The organism is Nonomuraea aurantiaca (assembly GCF_020215705.1).
Taxonomy (GTDB): domain Bacteria; phylum Actinomycetota; class Actinomycetes; order Streptosporangiales; family Streptosporangiaceae; genus Nonomuraea; species Nonomuraea aurantiaca.
In genome coordinates, this window is sequence record NZ_JAIWNB010000007.1 from 23,031 (window position 1) to 38,801 (window position 15,771).

Below are 15,771 nucleotides of genomic sequence, written 5' to 3' on the forward strand. Positions count from 1 at the left end.
TTCCTCCGTTCAAGCTCAGTGGATCCGTGCCGAGATGGCGGCCACGCTGGCCGCCGTCTTGCGCCCCTCCAGCCGGAGCAGCCCGAGATTGGTGCCGGGCTCAGCCAGGACTGCGAGGACGATGGTGGGGCCCGCCGCGTAGAAGGCGGCGAAGCCGGCGGTGCCGGAGATGAGCGTCTCCTCCAGTACGCCCTGGCCGGTCATGATCGTCATGCGCCTGCTCAGCGCGAGCAGTGCCGCGGACAGCGCGGCGACCTGCTCGCCACTGCCGTCGGCGTTGTCGCAGGCGATGCTCATGCCGTCGACCGTGCAGGCGACGCTCCCGCTGATGTCCGGGGTGCGCTCGCGCAGGAGAACCATCTCCCTGAGCACCTCTTCACGCAGCTCCACCGGTGGCCTCCTTTGCGGGCGGGGGAACCTCATGTCAGCTCCTCCAGTGCCTTCTTCAGGCGCATCAGCAGAGCCAGGTCCGTGGGGTCCGCCGTGACCGGCGGGCCGAGCGGCAGGCCCGGGGCACGGGGATCGTGCGGCGGCCGTTGGGCGGCCGCTCCGCGCCCCCGCTGCGGCAGCGCACCCTGCCCGCCTCCGGCGGTCTTCGCCCTGTGCTCACCGGCCTTCGTCGCGCTCTCTTCCGGGGCGCGCGTGGTGGTGGTCGGCTCCACGGGCGGTGCCAGCAGCCCGGCCGCCGCCATCCTCCGTACGGCCAGCAGCACCGAATAGCCGGACCTGCCGATCCGTCTGGCCAGGTCGAGCGGTGTCGCCTCGGCCCCGGCCCCGGTGACGACCTCCCACTGGACCGAGTCCAGAGTCACCCGGCTGCCCGGCAGCCACGGCGCCGGCCGTACCGGAGCCGTGTCCAGCTGGGCGGACGGCCAGATCTGCGCGAGATAGGCGCGGCGGCGCGCGCACTCCCGCATCAGGCCCGCCACGTCGAAGTACCACTGCCCGCCCAGCCAGTGCTGCTCGCCCGGCCGGAACTTCGGCCGCGTCCCGCCGACCGGCAGCAGGAAGAACGCGGCGTCCAGGACCGCCCCGAGCACGCAGTACTGCAGCTCGCCCAGCGTGACGGGCCCTTCCTCCAGCAGGCGCTTGCAGCCCCCGTCGGCCTGCAGCCTGCGCAGCGCCGCCTCCGGCAGCCGTCCGCGCGCCGCCAGCAGTCGCTCGACGCCGGGCGTCTGGGCGCACTCCATGTACGTGACCCGGCCCTCGCTGAGGAAGATCGTCCCGGCCCGGCCCACGCGGAGCGCGCCCGTGGCATGTTCACGGGCGAGACCGGCCAGAAGCGTGTCCAGCGGTGCCATGGCTCAGGCGAGCAATTGGCGGGAGATGTTCAGCAGGCGGTAACGCGCCAGGGCGAGGTTCGACCGCTCCAGGTCGAGTCGCAGGTAAATGACCAGCGGCCCCTCGAATACCGTTTCGAGGAATCTCAGTAAATGATGGCCTTTGTCGGTAGTGACCAGCATGTCGTCGATGCGGACAGTTTCGCCGGGGCAGGAGCGGGCCAGACCGTCCATGGTCGCGCGCAGTGTCTCGGTCAGGGCGGCGGCGGAGCTCTCGGCGTCCACGCCATGCGGTGGCCCGCTGATGGCCACGGCCATGCCGCTCGTCTGGTCCACCAGCATCGCATCCAATGCCCCTGGTATCGCCATGACCTCGGTCAGGCAGTCATCCAGTCCCAGCACGTGACCCTCCCACGCCGTCATGAGGACTGGGACAGCGTAGGAGCGGCGGAGGGCGGCCGGGTGATCGGATAAAGCGAGATATGTATGAAGGTAAAGATGTCTACGGCTAAGGGGGAGAAAAACCTAACCGCGATGGAGATTTCCCGTTTAGGGGTATTGCTTGCGACATTTAAGAATTTCGCTCACATTATTCCTGGCCCGGCTCGCCAGTATCCAGCGGATACCCTTGGCGATATGAAAATTCTTCTCTTTGGCGCGACCGGCATGGTCGGTCAGCGCATCGCCGCCGAGCTGGCGACCCGCGGCCACGAGGTGACCGGTGTCAGCAGGTCGGGGTCGGTCAAGGGAGATGTGCGCGACGCCGCCACGCTGGGCCGCGGCCACGACGCGGTGATCTGCGCGATCTCTCCGCCCCGCGACGGAAGCGAGCCTGAGGGGCCGTTCCTCGACGCCCATCGCGCCCTCATCGACGGCGTCCGGGCCGCCGGGGTCGGGCGGCTCATCGTCGTCGGCGGCGCCGGCAGCCTGGAGGCGGCGCCCGGTGTCGACCTGGTCGACACGCCTGGCTTCCCGGAGATCTACAAGAAGGAGGCGCTGGCCCAGCGGAGTGCTCTCGGCCTCTATCGCGAGGTCGGCGACCTCGACTGGACCTACGTCTCCCCGGCCGCGGAGATCGCGCCCGGAGAGCGCACCGGGCACTACCGGGTCGGCGGCGACCAGGTTCTCGCGGACGCCGAGGGCAACAGCCGCATCTCGGCCGAGGACTACGCGATCGCGATCGCCGACGAGGTGGAGAAGGGCGAGCATCCGCGCCGGCGCATCACGGTCGCCTACTGAACGCGCCAGGCTCCTCCGCCTCCTCCAGGAGGCCGCCCGGCTCCTCGGGCAGGAGCGCCTTCTCGTCGGGCTTGTGGACGAGCACCTTGTCCACGTACGACTTCACGGCGGCCGTGAGGCCCACGTCGGCCCCGGCCGCCTCCGACAGGTACCACCGGTGGTCCAGCACCTCGTGGAACAGCTGCGCGGGCTCCAGCTTCCCGCGCAGCCGGGCCGGGATGCCCTCGACCGTCGGCTGGAACACCTCGGCCAGCCACCGGTGCGCCACGATCGCCTCGTCCTCGTGCCGCAGGCCCTTGGCGACCCGGAACCCGTCGAGGTCGTTCAGCAGCCGCCTGGCCTGGTTCTCCTCGACGTCGAGCCCGGTGAGCCGGAGCAGCCGCCGCTGGTGGTGCCCCGCGTCGACCACCTTGGGCCGGACGATGAGCCGCCCGGTGCCGACCTTGCGCCGCACCATCATCTCGGCCACGTCGAAGCCCAGCAGGTTGAGCCGCCTGATCCGCTGCTCCACCCGGTGCCAGTCGACCTCTTCGATGATCTCGTCCTGGGTGATCTCGTTCCAGAGCCGGTGGTAGCGGGTCACGATGTCCTCGGCGGTGTCCATGGGGTCGATCGACGGGTGCAGCAGCCCGCCCGCCTCCAGGTCGAGCATCTCGCCGAAGATGTTCATGTGCGCGGTCTCGATGTCGCCGAGCCGCTGGCCCTCGCTGATCATCGGGTGCATCTCGCCGGTCTCCGCGTCCACGAGGTAGGCGGCGAACGCGCCCGCGTCCCGGCGGAACAGCGTGTTCGACAGCGAGCAGTCGCCCCAGTAGAAGCCGGTCAGGTGCAGCCGCACCAGCAGCACGGCCAGCGCGTCCAGCAGGCGGGTGAGCGTGTCGGGCCGCAGCGTCCCCGACATGACCGCGCGGTAGGGGAGCGAGAACTGCAGGTGCCGGGTGATCAGCGCCGCGTCGAGCCCCTCGTCCCGGCCGGTGACGTAGGCGATCGGCTCGACCGCCGGCGCGTCGAGCCTGGCCAGGTCCCACAGCAGCTGGTACTCCCGCCTGGCGTACCGCTCGCTGATCTCCTTGATCGCGTACACGTTGCCGGACAGCCGCACGAACCGCACCACGTGCCGCGAGATACCGCGCGGCAGGTCGACTATGTGATGCGTCGGCCAGTCGGAGAGAGGGACCTCCCAAGGCAGGCGGATCAGGTCGGGGTTGCCGAGCGCGCCGGTGATCTGTAGGGGCATATGCCCAGGATATTGTGCGGGCGTGGACGAGTTTCTCAAGTGGTACTTTTCCGGTCGTCCCGTCGTCGCCAGCTACCTGGGAGCCGACGGCTACGATCACACGCTCGGTGACTTCACCGCCGCCGCCTTCGCCGCCCGTGAGCGCGAAGAGATCGTCTGGCTGGACCGGCTCTCCAGGCTGGAGACGCCGACACCGGACGACGCGATCGACAGGGATCTCGTCCTGTCTCAGCTGAGGGGCTCCATCGCCCTGGCCTCCTGGCCGGACTGGCGGCGCGACCCGGCCGTCTACCTGTCGGCGATCTTCACCTCCATGTTCACGCCGTTCCAGCGGCGGCTCAAGCCCGAGCCCGAGCTGGTGGCCGCCGCCGTCTCCCGGCTGGCCGAGGTGCCTGACGTGCTGGCCGCCTGCCGGGCCAACCTCGACGCCGAGCTCGCGGCGCCGCTGCTCGTCCAGCGCGGCCTCGGGCAGGCGCGCACCGGGCGCAACTTCCTCACGAAGACCGTCCCGTCGATGGTGACGGACCCGGAGCTGCGGGTACGGCTCGCGGCCGCCGCCGAGCCGGCCGCCGCCGCTTTCGACGCGTTCGTCACCTTCCTCGAAGAGTTCGAGTGCGGCGGCACCTGGCGGATGGGCGAGCGGCTCTACTCGACCCTGCTGCGCGAGCGCGAGCTGCTCGGGTACGGCGCCGCCGAGCTGCACGAAAAGGGCAAGGCGGCCTGGGCGTCGCTGGACGCGCGGATGCGCGAGGTCACCAGGAGGCTCAACGGCACCGAGGACTGGCGCGCCGCGATGGAGTCCTTGATGGACGACCATCCCGCCACGCTGGCCGACATGCGGGCCGAGTACGAGGCCGAGACCCGGCGGGCCCGCGAGTTCGTCAGGGAACGCGACCTGGTGACCTTCCCCGAGGGGGAGGAGTGCCTGGTGCTGCCCTCGGCCGAATACACCCGGCCGGTCCTGGCCGTGGCCCACTACCTGTCGCCGCCGCCGCTGAGCAGCTCGCGTACCGGCGTGTTCTTCGTGCCGTACACGCCTGACGGCTTCACCGAGGAGCAGGTACGGCAGCGCCTGCGGACGAACTCGCGGGCCCAGATGCCGTCGATCGCCGTCCACGAGGCCTATCCCGGCCACCACTGGCACCTGTCGCACATGGCGAGCAACACCCGGACCGTGCGCAACGTGTTCCGCACCCCGTACTTCACCGAGGGCTGGGCCCTCTACGTCGAGAAGGTGCTGCACGAGCAGGGCTATTTCGACACGCTCGCCACCGAGCTGGCGCACCTGGACTGCCGCATCTTCCGCGCGGCCCGCATCGTGGTGGACACGGCGCTGCACTGCGAGGACATGTCGATCGAGGAGGCGGAGACGTTCATGGCGACGAAGGCGTCACTGTCGCCCGGAACGGCGCAGGGAGAGGTCAACCGCTACTGCGCCTGGCCCACGCAGGCGCCGTCCTACCTGACGGGCGCGATCGAGATCGACCGGATCAGGGAGTCGTACGACGGGTCGCTGAAGTCGTTCCACGACAAGATCGCGGGCTCGGGCGGCCTGCCCCTGGGGCTGGCCGAACAGGCGGCCCACCTGTAGCCCGTTCAGGGTGTGCGGCGGGGGAAGGCCGGCGGGTTGAGCGAGCGGTCGATCACGGCCGCGAGCTGCTCGTCGGTCAGGATCGTGGGCCTGCCGACGCTCAGCCCCCGCACGTACACCTCACACAGCCATTCCAGTAACCGGGTGGCCTCGAAGGCCTGCTCGAGCGTGGCGCCGATGGTGACGCCGCCGTGGTTGGCCATGAGCGCCGCCTGCTTGCCGTCGAGCGCCGCCCGGACGTTGGCCGCCAGCTCCGGCGTCCCGTACGTCGCGTACTCGGCCACGCGCACCGCCCCGCCCAGCAGCAGCGCGTTGTAGTGCACCGGTGGCAGCTCGGTCATCGTGGTGGCCACGACGGTCCCGAACACCGAGTGGGTGTGGACGATGGCCTGCGCGCCGGTGGTCTCGTAGACGGCCAGGTGCATCGGGGTCTCCGAGGACGGCTGCAGGTCGCCTTCGATCAGGTAACCCTCGATGTCCACGATCGGGCACATCTCCGGCGTCAGCCGGTCGAGCGCGACCCCGGAGGGGGTGACCGCGACCAGTTCGCCCTGACGAACGCTCAGGTTGCCCGACGTGCCGATGACCAGGCCCTGCTCGACGGCTTTCTGCCCGTACTCGCACAGCTGCTCGCGAAGGCTCATGGCGGAGCAATGTAGTCGGTCGTCCGAAATGCGGCAACGCCATAGAGCGGCAGCCTCGGCTTCGTCGAAGTCATGACCCGATCCCGGCGATGCATGGCACTTGTGCCTCTTCTCCTTGCTGCTCCGCCCTCATACGGTCGCCGCATGAACGACATCCTCGCCCTGCCCACGGGGCCGCTGGCCGACGTGATGCACGATCTGGGGCTGGGCACCCTCGCGGCCGGCCAGGCCCGGTTCGAAGTGGAAGGCGCCGATCTGGCGGCATCCGTGCTGACCGAGCACGGCATCGCCGCGGCTGACGTCGACCGGGTGTGGGAAGCGATCGCCCTGCACTCCTCCGTGGGCATCGCCGACCGGCGCGGACTGCTGACCTACCCTGGTACCTGCGCGAGCGACAGGCCGAAGAGTGACCTCCGCACCTGGTCGAGGATGAGGGCCGAATCGGGTGACCAAGCGCCGTGGCGGCGGGACGTTGCGCCCGGTCAGCGGGCGTCTCCCTGGACAGACGCCCGCCACGTGCGGCGGTTGGCGGGTGGGGCGGCTTGCCGTACAGGATGGAAGGTCTTTTGAAAGACCATCAAAGATGGTCGAGGGTGGAGAGCATCAGGCGCTCCAGATCCACGCGGGCGAGGCGGCCGGGATAGAGCAGCAGGTGCAGGCTGAGCCCGTCGACCAGCGCCAGCAGGCGCTCTGTGATGTCGTCGAGGTTCTCGTCGGTGGTGAGTTCGCCCGCCGCCCGAGCCTCACCGAGCAGCCTCCGTACGGCGCCGCGGAGCTCGTCGGCCTCGGCGCGCTGGACCTCGGCGAGGCGCTCCGAGGCCAGGCTGCGGCTCCAGAAGCTGACCTCCAGGCGCGTCTCCTGGGTACGCTCCGCGTCGAGCGGCAGGTTGTCCAGCAGCAGCTCGCGCAGGGCGGCCAGACCCGTGGCGCTCTCGACCTTGCGCGTCAGGCGCTCGCGGATGCGCTGGTGGGACTGCCGCAGCGCCGACAGCAGGATCTCGTCCTTGTCGGCGAAGTAGTGCGCCAGCACGCCGTTGGAGTAGCCCGCCTCCTTGGCGATGGCACGGGTCGTGGCGGCGTCGATGCCGTCCCTGACGATCACCCGGCGGGCGGCTGAGAGCACCTCGCGCCTGCGCTCGTCATGGTCAACGATCTTCGGCATCCGGTTGCCTCCTTCTTGGTGCTGTCCCGAGCATATTGACTTTTTATTCGGACGTCTGTCTATTTAGACCCATGACCGTCGCCACGGTCGGCGTGCACATCGTCGACATCCTCGCCAGGCCCGTCTCGTACATCCCGGAGGGGCAGGACACCGCCCTGGTGGACCAGATCCGGCTGACCGCCGCGGGGTCCGCGGCCGGGACGGCGGTCGACCTGGTCAAACTGGGCAACGAGGTCGTCTCCATGGGCGCGATCGGGGATGACGAGCTCGGGGACTTCCTGGTGGCGGTGATGGCCAAGCGCGGTGTGGACGTCTCCCTGCTCACCCGCAAGGCCGGAGAGCAGACGGCGGCCTCGATCCTGCCGATCAGGCCCGACGGCGGGCGCCCGAGCTTCCACGTCCCCGGGGCGAACCTCGGGGTCATGCCGGCGGACCTGGACGAGGCGCGGCTGCGGGGCGTGCGGGCCGTCCACCTGGGCGGGATGGACGTGACGTTCGGGCTGGGGGATCCGGCGTTCTTCGCGCTGCTGGACTCGCTCCGGGCGTCCGGGGCGATCGTGACGATGGACCTGCTGTCGGAAATGCCGGACTTGCTGGGGATGGCCAGGGCATTCCTCCCGCACGTGGACTATGTCCTCCCGAACGACTCCCAGGCGCTCCTCATGGCAGCCGACCTCACCGCCGACCTCACCGACGGCGCCGACGCCGGCTCGTCGGCGGTCTCGTCGCCTTCCGTGGCGGAGGTGTCGGCGGCGGCCCTGGCATTGCTGGGGGAGGGGCCGCGCGGGGTGCTCGTCACCATGGGGGCCGAGGGAAGCCTGGTGGTGACCGAGGCGGGGATCGAGCAGGTGCCCGCGCTCAAGATCGAGGTCAGCGACACGACCGGTTGCGGGGACGCGTACTGCGCCGGGTTCATCACCGGACTGCTGCACGGACAGGACGTGGTGGGCGCCGCCCGCTGGGGCACGGCCGCCGCCGCCCAGGTCGCCACCGGGCTCGGCTCGGACGCGGGCCTCACCGACCTCGAATCCACCCTCGCCCTCCTGACATGACCACGCCCTCGGCCGAGCCGTACCGGACCGCCGGCCGCACCGGCCGCACTGACCTCGGCGGCGCTCGACCCGCCGCCGGGCGGATGGAACTTGGAGAGAGGGATTTCAGATGACAGACGCTGAGCTTCGTCAGCGGGCGTTGAAGGTCGTGCCCGGCGGTATGTACGGGCACCTCAACGCCGCGATCTTCGCCTCCGGATACCCGCAGTTCTTCGAGCGGGGCGAAGGGTGCCGTCAATGGGACGTGGACGGCCGCGAGTACATCGACTTCATGTGCAGCTGGGGCCCGGTGGTGCTCGGGCACCGGCACCCGCGCGTGGAGGAGGCGGCCGCCCGGCAGCTGGCTCTCGGCGATTGCCTCAACGGGCCTGGCCCGATCATGGTCGAGCTGGCCGAGCTGCTGGTCGACACCGTGCCCAGCGCGGATTGGGCGATGTTCTCCAAGAACGGCACCGATGCCACCACGCAGGCGCTCATGGTCGCCAGAGCGGCCACCGGCCGGACGAAGGTGCTGATGGCCCACGGCGCCTACCACGGGGCCGACCCCTGGTGCACGCCGTCGCTCGCCGGGACGACGCCGAACGAGCGGGCCGACCTGGTGGAGTTCGACTACAACTCGATCGAGTCGCTGGAGGCCGCGGCCGCTACGGTCGAGGGGGAGGTCGCGGCGATCATCGTGACGCCCTTCAAACACGACTCCTTCGAGGACCAGGAGCTGGTGGAGCCCGCTTTCGCGCGCGCCGCGCGGGCGCTGGCCGACCGGATCGGGGCCGCGCTGGTGATCGACGACGTCCGGGCGGGGTTCAGGATCGACCTGCGGGGATCGTGGGAGCCCTACGGCGTACGGCCGGACCTGACGGCTTGGTCCAAGGCCATGGCGAACGGCTACGCCATAGCCGCCGTGACCGGAACGGACGCGTTGCGCGGCCCGGCTCAGACGCTGTATTCGACGGGCTCGTTCTGGTTCTCGGCCGTGGCGATGGCGGCGGCGAAGGCGACGATCGAGACGCTGCGCGACACCGACGGCATCGCGGCCATGGAGCGGGCCGGGACGCAGCTGCGTGACGGGCTGTACGGGCAGGCCAAGGCGCACGGGTTCGTGGTGAACCAGACCGGGCCCGTGACGATCCCGTGGCTGAGCTTCGACGGCGACACCGACCTGTCGACCGCCATGTACTGGAGCGACGCCTGCCTGCGGCACGGCGTGTACATCCACCCGTGGCACAACTGGTTCATGTCGGCGGCGCACACGGAGGAGGACGTGGCACGGGCCCTGGAGGGAACCGACCTGGCCTTCGCCGAGACCCGAGCGCACTTGGGCTGAGGATGGGTGGCTGTTTGGGCGGGGTACATCTAATGTCCTTCCTGTAGAGGATCGCGGCAAAGGTGTTACGGCTCGATTGCGCCCCTTGACGAGTGCGCCCGGCCGTTCGTACCTTCGGGCAAACGGTTAGGAAACTTTCCTAATTCGTCCTCTTCAGGAGCCCCCATGACCCACCCGGGAGAGATCACTCGGCGTGAGCTGCTGCGCCGTATCGGCCTGACCGCGTTCGTCGCCGGCCCCGGCGCGGGCCTGCTGAGCGCCTGCGCCACCAGCGGCGCCGGCGACGAGCCCACCTCGACGCCGACCGGCTCGATCGCCGTCTCCGCCGACCCGAAGAACCCCTTCGGCGTCGACGCCAAGAAGCCGCTGGAGGTCACGATCTTCAGCGGCGGCTACGGCGACGCGTACGCCAAAGACCTGCACGAGAAGATGTACGAGAAGAGGTTCCCCGGAGCGACGGTCAAGCACAACGCGACCCAGCAGATCGGCACCCAGCTGCGCCCGCGCTTCGTCAGCGGCGACGTGCCCGACGTGGTCAACAACTCGGGCCCCGAGGCGCTCGACCTGGCCGCCATGGCCGGCGAGGGCCAGCTGGCCGACCTGACCGCGCTGTTCGACGCGCCTTCCTTGGACGACCCGTCCAAGAAGGTCCGCGACACCGTGACGCCGGCCGTGCTGGACAACGCGAAGATCGACGGCAAGGACCTGGTCCTCAACTACACCGTCTCCCACCGCGCGCTCTGGTACAACGCCAAGCTCTTCGCGGACAAGGGATGGGCGCTTCCGAAGACGTGGGCGGAGTTCAAGGCGCTCGGCGACACGGCGAAGAAGGAAGGCATCCTGCTCTTCGCCTATCCCGGACAGAAGGGCCCCTACTACCAGCTCTGGAACGCCCTCTACACCGCCGCCAAGATCGGCGGCAACCAGGTCCTCATCGACATCGACAACCTGGTCGACAACGCCTGGAACGCCGAGCCGGTGAAGCAGTCGGTGACCGCCTGGGTGGAGATCCAGACGCTTTATAGCGATAAAGCGTACTTCGGCCTCGACCACACCCAGACCCAGGTCAAGCAGCTCCAGAACAAGCTGCTCTTCTACCCGGTCGGCTCGTGGATCGAGAACGAGATGGCCAAGGACAAGCCCAAGGACTTCGAGTACGCCATCGCCCCGATCCCCGACGTCACCGCCGCCGACAAGATGCCGTACGGGGCCATCCAGGTGGGGGTCGGCGAGAACTTCTTCGTCTCCGCCAAAGGCAAGAACCCGCAGGGTGGCCTGGAGTATCTCCGCATCATGTTGTCGAAGGAAGGGGCCAAGGGCTTCACCGAGAAGACCCTGAACCTCACCGTGGTCAACGGCGCGGCCGAGGGGCTGGATCTCACCCCCGGCCTGAAGAGCGCGGCCAAGGCGCAGGACGCCGCCGGCCAGAACATCATCACCGACGCCCGTTTCGAGGGCTGGTATAAGGAGCTGTTCGACTACGGCACCCAGCAGATAAACGTGGTCATGGCCGGGCGCATCACTCCCGAGAAGTTCTGCCAGAACATGCAGAAGAAGGCGGACGCCATCAAGAAGGACTCGTCCGTCGTCAAGCAGACGCGGAGCAACTAGCACATGGAGCGGTTGCGCAAGTACGGGTTCGTCGCCGCGTTTCTCGCCGTTCCGGTCGCTCTCTACTCGGTGTTCGTGATCAGCCCCTATATCCAGGCGTTCCAGATCTCCCTGACGGACTGGAACGGCTACAAGTCGAGGCTGCACTACATCGGGCTGGACAACTTCACCCGGCTGTTCGGGGACGAGGTCTTCTGGCGGGCCCTGCGCAATCACGGAATCCTGCTGCTCGTGCTGCCGCTCGTGACGGTCGTCATCGCGTTGTTCTTCGCGTTCCTGCTGAATCTGGGCGGGGGTACGCGGGGCGCGGGAATGAAGGGGATCTGGGGGTCGAGGTTCTATCGGGTGGTGTTCTTCTTCCCCCAGGTGCTCGCCGTGGCCGTGGTCGGGGTGCTGTTCAAGGCCGTCTACCGGCCCGACGAGAGCGGCGTGATCAACGGAGCCCTGGTGAAACTGGGCCTCGATCCCGTCGGCTGGCTCGTCGAGCCGAACCTGGCCCTCTGGGCGATTCTGGCGGTGATGATATGGCAGGCCGTCGGATTCTATGTGGTGCTCTTCTCGGCGGGAATGGCGGCCATTCCGAAGGACTACTTCGAGGCGGCGGCGCTCGACGGAGCCGGGCGGGCGCGGCTGTTCTTCTCGATAACGCTGCCGCTGCTGCGCGATACCATCCAGGTGGGCTGGGTGTATTTGGGGATCGCGGCGTTCGACGGGTTCGCGCTGATCCTCGTACTCGCCGGGGACAAAGGGGAGCCGGACGGGGCCACGACCGTGTTGCCCGTGGAGATATGGAAGACCGCGTTCACCTATTCCAAGGTCGGCTACGCCTCGGCCATGGGGGTCGTGCTGTTCTTTCTCACCGTGACGTTCGCGGTGCTGACCTTGCGCACCACGAGGCGCGAGAGGATCGAACTCTGACATGGCATCGACCTCCTCCGACACGGCCACGTCTCGTCCGGCCGGCATGTCTCGCCCGGCCACCACACCCCGTCCGGCCAGGCCGCGGCCCGGCGTGCTCGGCGGCCTCTCGCATCTGGCGCTCTTCATCTGGGCGCTGCTGATCATCCTGCCGCTGCTCTGGACGTTCCTCGCGTCGTTCAAGAGCAACACGGAGATCTTCGGGGACGCGCTTCAACTGCCCGGGCAGTTGCGGCTCGACGCCTGGGGGAGGGCCTGGGACAAGGCCCACGTGGGGCAGTACATGCTCAACACCGTTATCGTCGTATTTTTCAGTACTTTGGGGACGATGCTGTTCGGCTCGATGGCGGCGTATGTGCTGGCGCGCTACCAGTTTTTCGGCAATCGGGTGATTTATTACTTCTTCGTGGCGGGGATGGCGTTCCCGATCTTCCTGGCGCTCGGGCCGCTGTTCTTCGTCGTCCTCCAGTTCGGGCTGCTGAACTCCCACATCGGGCTCGTCCTGGTCTACATCGCGTACTCGCTGCCGTTCACGGTCTTCTTCTTGGCCGCATTTTTCCGTACATTGCCGGACACCGTGGCCGAGGCGGCGGCGATCGACGGCGCCTCCCACACCCGCACGTTCTTCCAGATCATGCTCCCCATGGCCAAGCCCGGGCTGATCAGCATCACCATCTTCAACGTGCTCGGCCAGTGGAACCAGTACCTGCTGCCCCTGGTCCTGCTCACGGACGACAAGGACAAGTGGGTCATCACCCAGGGCATCGCCGACATCTCCACCATCGCCGGGTACGAGGCGGACTGGCCGAGCCTGTTCGCCGCCCTCAGCATGGCGATCATCCCGGTGATGATCGTCTACATCATCTTCCAACGTCAGATCCAGTCCGGCCTCGGCGCGGGGGCGCTGAAGTAACGTGAGTTCATGGACGTCGACAGCAAGCTCAACGACCTGCCCGAATGGCGTAGAGAGGGCGAGGAGATCCGGCGCACGATCACCGCGCCCGACTTCCCCACGGCCATCCGGATCGTCGACGAGATCGCGGTCCGGGCAGAAGAGATGAACCACCATCCCGACATCGACATCCGGTGGCGCAAACTGCACCTCACGCTGACCACCCACGACAAGGGGCGTCTCACGGAGAACGACTTCACCCTGGCCGGACTCATCGACGGGATCGCCGCCAAACACGGTGCGTAGTGGGTCGGTTACTGACTAGAGTGGTGGCCCCGTGAGCCTGGCCAGGGCTCGTCATCGCTTTGGGGGTTCCCATGCGCCTGCCCACGCCCGCCATCGCACCGCGGCTGCCCGCATCCGTCCGGTCACTGAGGGCGCGCGCGTCCGCCCGCCGGGCTCGCGCGCGGCTGAGCCCCGGATACCCGGACTTCGTCATCGTGGAGCAGTCCGCCGCCGCGCGTGACACCGCCCGTGGAGCCGCCCGCCCGCTGCGGGCGCGTTCGGCCGCCTTGCTGCTCGCCCTGGCGGTCGCGGGCTGTGCGCAGAGCCCGGCCGATCCCGAGACCGACGCACCCGTGGGAAACGCCGTCCACAGCTCGGATGCCGCTGCGGCGCCCACCACGCTCACGGGCGCCGGAGTGTTCAAACCGCGCACCACGATGGCCATCGTCTACAGCCGCAAGCTGGTGCCCAAGGGAGCTCAGGCGAGCGTGACCGCCGAGTCCGCGGGCGGCAAGACGGTGACCTCGCTGGTGGTGGAGGGCCTGGTGCCCAACCACCGATACGGCGCCCACCTCCATGTCGCGCCCTGCGGGAAGGGCCCCGCCGACGCGGGGGCGCACTTCCAGCACATCGCCGGCCGAGCCGATGCCACCAGCGAGGTGTGGCTGGATCTGAAGACGGACGGCTCCGGCGCCGGCCGCGCCACCGCCCACCACGATTGGTCGATGACGGGCGCCGTGCCCCACTCCCTGGTCCTCCACGCCAGGCCGACCGCCCCCTCTGAGAAGCCCGCCCCGCGCATCGCCTGCCTCACGCTCAACTGAGCGCCGCCTTCTACGGGCGATCTTTCACAGACGATTCTTTACGGCCGGCCACACCCACCCCACCCACCGTCCCACCTGGCCTCTGTCCAGGGGCACGCTCCTGCGGTGCACGGGGCCGGGCGCCGTGACGTGCGCATTCTTGGCCGCTCGCGGCGCCCATTCGCAGACCGGTGGCAGCCGGTATGACGAGAGGTTCGTAGACCGCGGTCGGGACGTGCGACGAGATGGAACCCCTTACGTCAGATGCCGGGCGGTCGCGGCACTCGCCCAGCATCTGATGTACCGGTCTCCGTCATGTACCACCCTTACGAGCTGACCACGACGTCGATCGTCATCTCATCATCGCCCGGCGTGCCGGACACTTCGATGGTCACCCCGGTCCATCCGCCCCCGGGCAGATCGAGCGGGGGCCTGGTGTCCCGGCCGATGCGCGCGTTGTCCAGTGAGGGATACAGATCGTTGGCATCGCCCCGGTTCCCCAGGCTGCCGATCCGGGCGAGCTGGCGCAGGCCGTCGGCCTGCATCAGCTCGATCGCCAGGCGCCGCTCATCGTCGACGTTGGGAACGGCCTCGTCCACGACGTAGGCCGCGATGCCCTGGTCGGGCAGGAACTCGTCCTGGCCCCGCTTGCGGCGGTATTCGACGACGATGTACTGCGAGTCCTTCATCGTCCGATCGTTACGGACGACGACGAAGTCACCGCCCTCGGCCACCGGCCGGAGCGTGATGCCGTGGGTGGTCTCGGTGACCAGCCGCGGGGTGACCCAGTCGTGGAACATCCGCAGCATGCTGGTCGGGAACACCGGCGTGACGCCGCGGTTGCCCCACGAGCCGGCCGCCATCAGGCAGAAGTTGCCCAGCCCGTGCGACTTGGCGCCGGTCTGCGCCCGGTCGGTGTCGTAGTAGTCGGCCCAGCGCGCCGCCAGGTGCCCCCACTCGTGGGCGCAGACGCCGACGTTGCAGTCCTCGGGCACGGTCAGGAAGGTGCTCACCTCCAGGTCGGGCCCGACTGAGATCGGCTCGTCACCGACGGTCCACTTCAGGCTCCAGATGTACTGCAGCCCTTCGGCGTCGGCGAAGGTCTCCGCGCCCGGCCCGGCGTGCACGACGAACAGCGCGGTGACCTGGTGCTCGTCGAGTACGTCATAGGAGGGGTCGAACTCGACCCCCGCCGCCAGAGCGGCCTGCACGGCGTCCCGCGCCATGCCCTGGGCGTTGCGCGGGAAGTGGTCCTCGTCCAGCCCCGACTTGTTGTTGGCGTAGAAGGCCAGCGTCTCCGGCAGCCGGAACCAGCCGAACACCTCGCCCTGCACGTCGATGCCGTGGTCGTCGCCGAAGCCGCTGACCTTCCGGTAGAAGTCACGCATGCTGCCCGGCTGAGTGCCGAACAGCAGCTGCCGGAAGTGCTCCGCGTCATGAGCCGGATCATGCGGCCGGTCCGCGAAGTCGACCAGCAGCACCAGTGTCTTGATGACGCCCTTGAGCTTCTTCGGCGGCCGGTTGATCAGGCTCGCGTCGGGAGCCTGCGGGGTGACGTTGCCGTCATCCAGGCCCACCGAACGCGGCCCACGCCGCTCGGAACGCCACATCGCGTAGTAGTCCTCGAACGTCAGGTGCTCGGGCAGCAGCCCGGCCGCCTTCAGCTCGTAGAAGCGGGTTTCCAGCTTGGCCAGCGCATCCGGCGCTAATGGAACGAAGTGCATGGTGTCCCC

Annotated in this window: 17 protein-coding genes; 10 read left to right on the plus strand and 7 right to left on the minus strand. The window is 68.8% G+C overall.

Annotation, left to right across the window (positions count from 1 at the left end; translation table 11 throughout):
- Positions 1 to 15: 15 nt before the first annotated feature.
- From LDL49_RS18280 to LDL49_RS18290, 3 genes are read right to left on the minus strand one after another with little or no spacing between them, the layout of a single operon-like run.
- The gene (locus LDL49_RS18280) at positions 16 to 390 is read right to left on the minus strand and encodes a roadblock/LC7 domain-containing protein (protein WP_225292286.1); all 375 of its coding nucleotides are present in this window, start codon (positions 388 to 390) and stop codon (positions 16 to 18) included.
- A gap of 29 nt (positions 391 to 419) precedes the next feature.
- On the minus strand, positions 420 to 1,301 hold the full coding sequence (locus tag LDL49_RS18285; RefSeq protein WP_225292287.1) for a hypothetical protein: 882 nt from the start codon (positions 1,299 to 1,301) through the stop codon (positions 420 to 422).
- A 3-nt stretch (positions 1,302 to 1,304) separates the two neighbouring features.
- A complete protein-coding gene (locus LDL49_RS18290) occupies positions 1,305 to 1,682 on the minus strand; it encodes a roadblock/LC7 domain-containing protein (RefSeq protein ID WP_225292288.1) in 378 nt (125 codons plus the stop codon).
- A 234-nt stretch (positions 1,683 to 1,916) separates the two neighbouring features.
- On the opposite strand from LDL49_RS18290, the gene LDL49_RS18295 reads away from it, so the two are divergent.
- Positions 1,917 to 2,519, plus strand: coding sequence for an NAD(P)-dependent oxidoreductase (locus LDL49_RS18295; RefSeq protein WP_225292289.1), 603 nt, complete (start codon positions 1,917 to 1,919; stop codon positions 2,517 to 2,519).
- Here LDL49_RS18295 and LDL49_RS18300 read toward each other — a convergent pair.
- Positions 2,503 to 3,756 carry a DUF4032 domain-containing protein gene (locus LDL49_RS18300; RefSeq protein WP_225292290.1) on the minus strand — a complete coding sequence of 418 codons (1,254 nt, stop codon included), beginning with the start codon at positions 3,754 to 3,756 and terminating at the stop codon, positions 2,503 to 2,505. The genes LDL49_RS18295 and LDL49_RS18300 overlap by 17 nt on opposite strands.
- A gap of 22 nt (positions 3,757 to 3,778) precedes the next feature.
- On the opposite strand from LDL49_RS18300, the gene LDL49_RS18305 reads away from it, so the two are divergent.
- Positions 3,779 to 5,347: a DUF885 domain-containing protein gene (locus LDL49_RS18305; protein ID WP_225292291.1), complete on the plus strand. Its 1,569-nt coding sequence runs from the start codon at positions 3,779 to 3,781 to the stop codon at positions 5,345 to 5,347.
- 5 nt (positions 5,348 to 5,352) lie between these two features.
- Here the strand turns inward: LDL49_RS18305 and LDL49_RS18310 are convergent, their stop codons facing one another.
- Positions 5,353 to 5,991, minus strand: a complete 639-nt coding sequence (locus LDL49_RS18310; protein WP_225292292.1) for a class II aldolase/adducin family protein — start codon at positions 5,989 to 5,991, stop codon at positions 5,353 to 5,355.
- A 144-nt stretch (positions 5,992 to 6,135) separates the two neighbouring features.
- Between LDL49_RS18310 and LDL49_RS18315 the strand changes: the two genes are divergently transcribed.
- The gene (locus LDL49_RS18315) at positions 6,136 to 6,561 is read left to right on the plus strand and encodes an HD domain-containing protein (RefSeq protein ID WP_225292293.1); all 426 of its coding nucleotides are present in this window, start codon (positions 6,136 to 6,138) and stop codon (positions 6,559 to 6,561) included.
- Between the two features lie 7 nt (positions 6,562 to 6,568).
- Here the strand turns inward: LDL49_RS18315 and LDL49_RS18320 are convergent, their stop codons facing one another.
- Entirely contained in the window at positions 6,569 to 7,153 is a 585-nt protein-coding gene (locus LDL49_RS18320) for a TetR/AcrR family transcriptional regulator (protein ID WP_225292294.1), read from the minus strand.
- Between the two features lie 71 nt (positions 7,154 to 7,224).
- Here LDL49_RS18320 and LDL49_RS18325 point away from each other — a divergent pair, with 71 nt between their 5' ends.
- The 7 genes from LDL49_RS18325 (at position 7,225) to LDL49_RS18355 (ending at position 14,059) form a co-directional block, all read left to right on the plus strand.
- Entirely contained in the window at positions 7,225 to 8,205 is a 981-nt protein-coding gene (locus LDL49_RS18325; protein ID WP_225292295.1) for a carbohydrate kinase family protein, read from the plus strand.
- Between the two features lie 109 nt (positions 8,206 to 8,314).
- A complete protein-coding gene (locus tag LDL49_RS18330) occupies positions 8,315 to 9,529 on the plus strand; it encodes an aminotransferase class III-fold pyridoxal phosphate-dependent enzyme (protein ID WP_225292296.1) in 1,215 nt (404 codons plus the stop codon).
- Positions 9,530 to 9,694: 165 nt separating this feature from the next.
- Positions 9,695 to 11,140 (plus strand): N-acetylglucosamine/diacetylchitobiose ABC transporter substrate-binding protein, encoded by a 1,446-nt coding sequence (gene ngcE, locus LDL49_RS18335; RefSeq protein WP_225292297.1) that lies wholly within the window; start codon positions 9,695 to 9,697, stop codon positions 11,138 to 11,140.
- Between the two features lie 3 nt (positions 11,141 to 11,143).
- Positions 11,144 to 12,058, plus strand: a complete 915-nt coding sequence (locus LDL49_RS18340; RefSeq protein WP_225292298.1) for a carbohydrate ABC transporter permease — start codon at positions 11,144 to 11,146, stop codon at positions 12,056 to 12,058.
- A 1-nt stretch (position 12,059) separates the two neighbouring features.
- Positions 12,060 to 12,971, plus strand: a complete 912-nt coding sequence (locus LDL49_RS18345) for a carbohydrate ABC transporter permease (RefSeq protein ID WP_225292299.1) — start codon at positions 12,060 to 12,062, stop codon at positions 12,969 to 12,971.
- Between the two features lie 9 nt (positions 12,972 to 12,980).
- Positions 12,981 to 13,256 (plus strand): 4a-hydroxytetrahydrobiopterin dehydratase, encoded by a 276-nt coding sequence (locus LDL49_RS18350; protein ID WP_225292300.1) that lies wholly within the window; start codon positions 12,981 to 12,983, stop codon positions 13,254 to 13,256.
- A gap of 71 nt (positions 13,257 to 13,327) precedes the next feature.
- Positions 13,328 to 14,059, plus strand: a complete 732-nt coding sequence (locus tag LDL49_RS18355) for a hypothetical protein (protein WP_225292301.1) — start codon at positions 13,328 to 13,330, stop codon at positions 14,057 to 14,059.
- A gap of 305 nt (positions 14,060 to 14,364) precedes the next feature.
- Here the strand turns inward: LDL49_RS18355 and LDL49_RS18360 are convergent, their stop codons facing one another.
- The gene (locus tag LDL49_RS18360) at positions 14,365 to 15,762 is read right to left on the minus strand and encodes a M6 family metalloprotease domain-containing protein (RefSeq protein ID WP_225292302.1); all 1,398 of its coding nucleotides are present in this window, start codon (positions 15,760 to 15,762) and stop codon (positions 14,365 to 14,367) included.
- Positions 15,763 to 15,771 lie beyond the last annotated feature (9 nt).

Excerpts from the sequence above, each read along its gene's own strand:
- LDL49_RS18285 (WP_225292287.1), bottom strand. The coding sequence starts at position 1,301 with ATGGCACCGCTGGACACGCTTCTGGCCGGTCTCGCCCGTGAACATGCC.
- LDL49_RS18295 (WP_225292289.1), top strand. The coding sequence starts at position 1,917 with ATGAAAATTCTTCTCTTTGGCGCGACCGGCATGGTCGGTCAGCGCATC.
- LDL49_RS18300 (WP_225292290.1), bottom strand. The coding sequence starts at position 3,756 with ATGCCCCTACAGATCACCGGCGCGCTCGGCAACCCCGACCTGATCCGC.
- LDL49_RS18310 (WP_225292292.1), bottom strand. The coding sequence starts at position 5,991 with ATGAGCCTTCGCGAGCAGCTGTGCGAGTACGGGCAGAAAGCCGTCGAG.
- LDL49_RS18315 (WP_225292293.1), top strand. The coding sequence starts at position 6,136 with ATGAACGACATCCTCGCCCTGCCCACGGGGCCGCTGGCCGACGTGATG.
- LDL49_RS18320 (WP_225292294.1), bottom strand. The coding sequence starts at position 7,153 with ATGCCGAAGATCGTTGACCATGACGAGCGCAGGCGCGAGGTGCTCTCA.
- LDL49_RS18325 (WP_225292295.1), top strand. The coding sequence starts at position 7,225 with ATGACCGTCGCCACGGTCGGCGTGCACATCGTCGACATCCTCGCCAGG.
- LDL49_RS18330 (WP_225292296.1), top strand. The coding sequence starts at position 8,315 with ATGACAGACGCTGAGCTTCGTCAGCGGGCGTTGAAGGTCGTGCCCGGC.
- ngcE (WP_225292297.1), top strand. The coding sequence starts at position 9,695 with ATGACCCACCCGGGAGAGATCACTCGGCGTGAGCTGCTGCGCCGTATC.
- LDL49_RS18340 (WP_225292298.1), top strand. The coding sequence starts at position 11,144 with ATGGAGCGGTTGCGCAAGTACGGGTTCGTCGCCGCGTTTCTCGCCGTT.
- LDL49_RS18345 (WP_225292299.1), top strand. The coding sequence starts at position 12,060 with ATGGCATCGACCTCCTCCGACACGGCCACGTCTCGTCCGGCCGGCATG.
- LDL49_RS18350 (WP_225292300.1), top strand. The coding sequence starts at position 12,981 with ATGGACGTCGACAGCAAGCTCAACGACCTGCCCGAATGGCGTAGAGAG.
- LDL49_RS18355 (WP_225292301.1), top strand. The coding sequence starts at position 13,328 with ATGCGCCTGCCCACGCCCGCCATCGCACCGCGGCTGCCCGCATCCGTC.
- LDL49_RS18360 (WP_225292302.1), bottom strand. The coding sequence starts at position 15,762 with ATGCACTTCGTTCCATTAGCGCCGGATGCGCTGGCCAAGCTGGAAACC.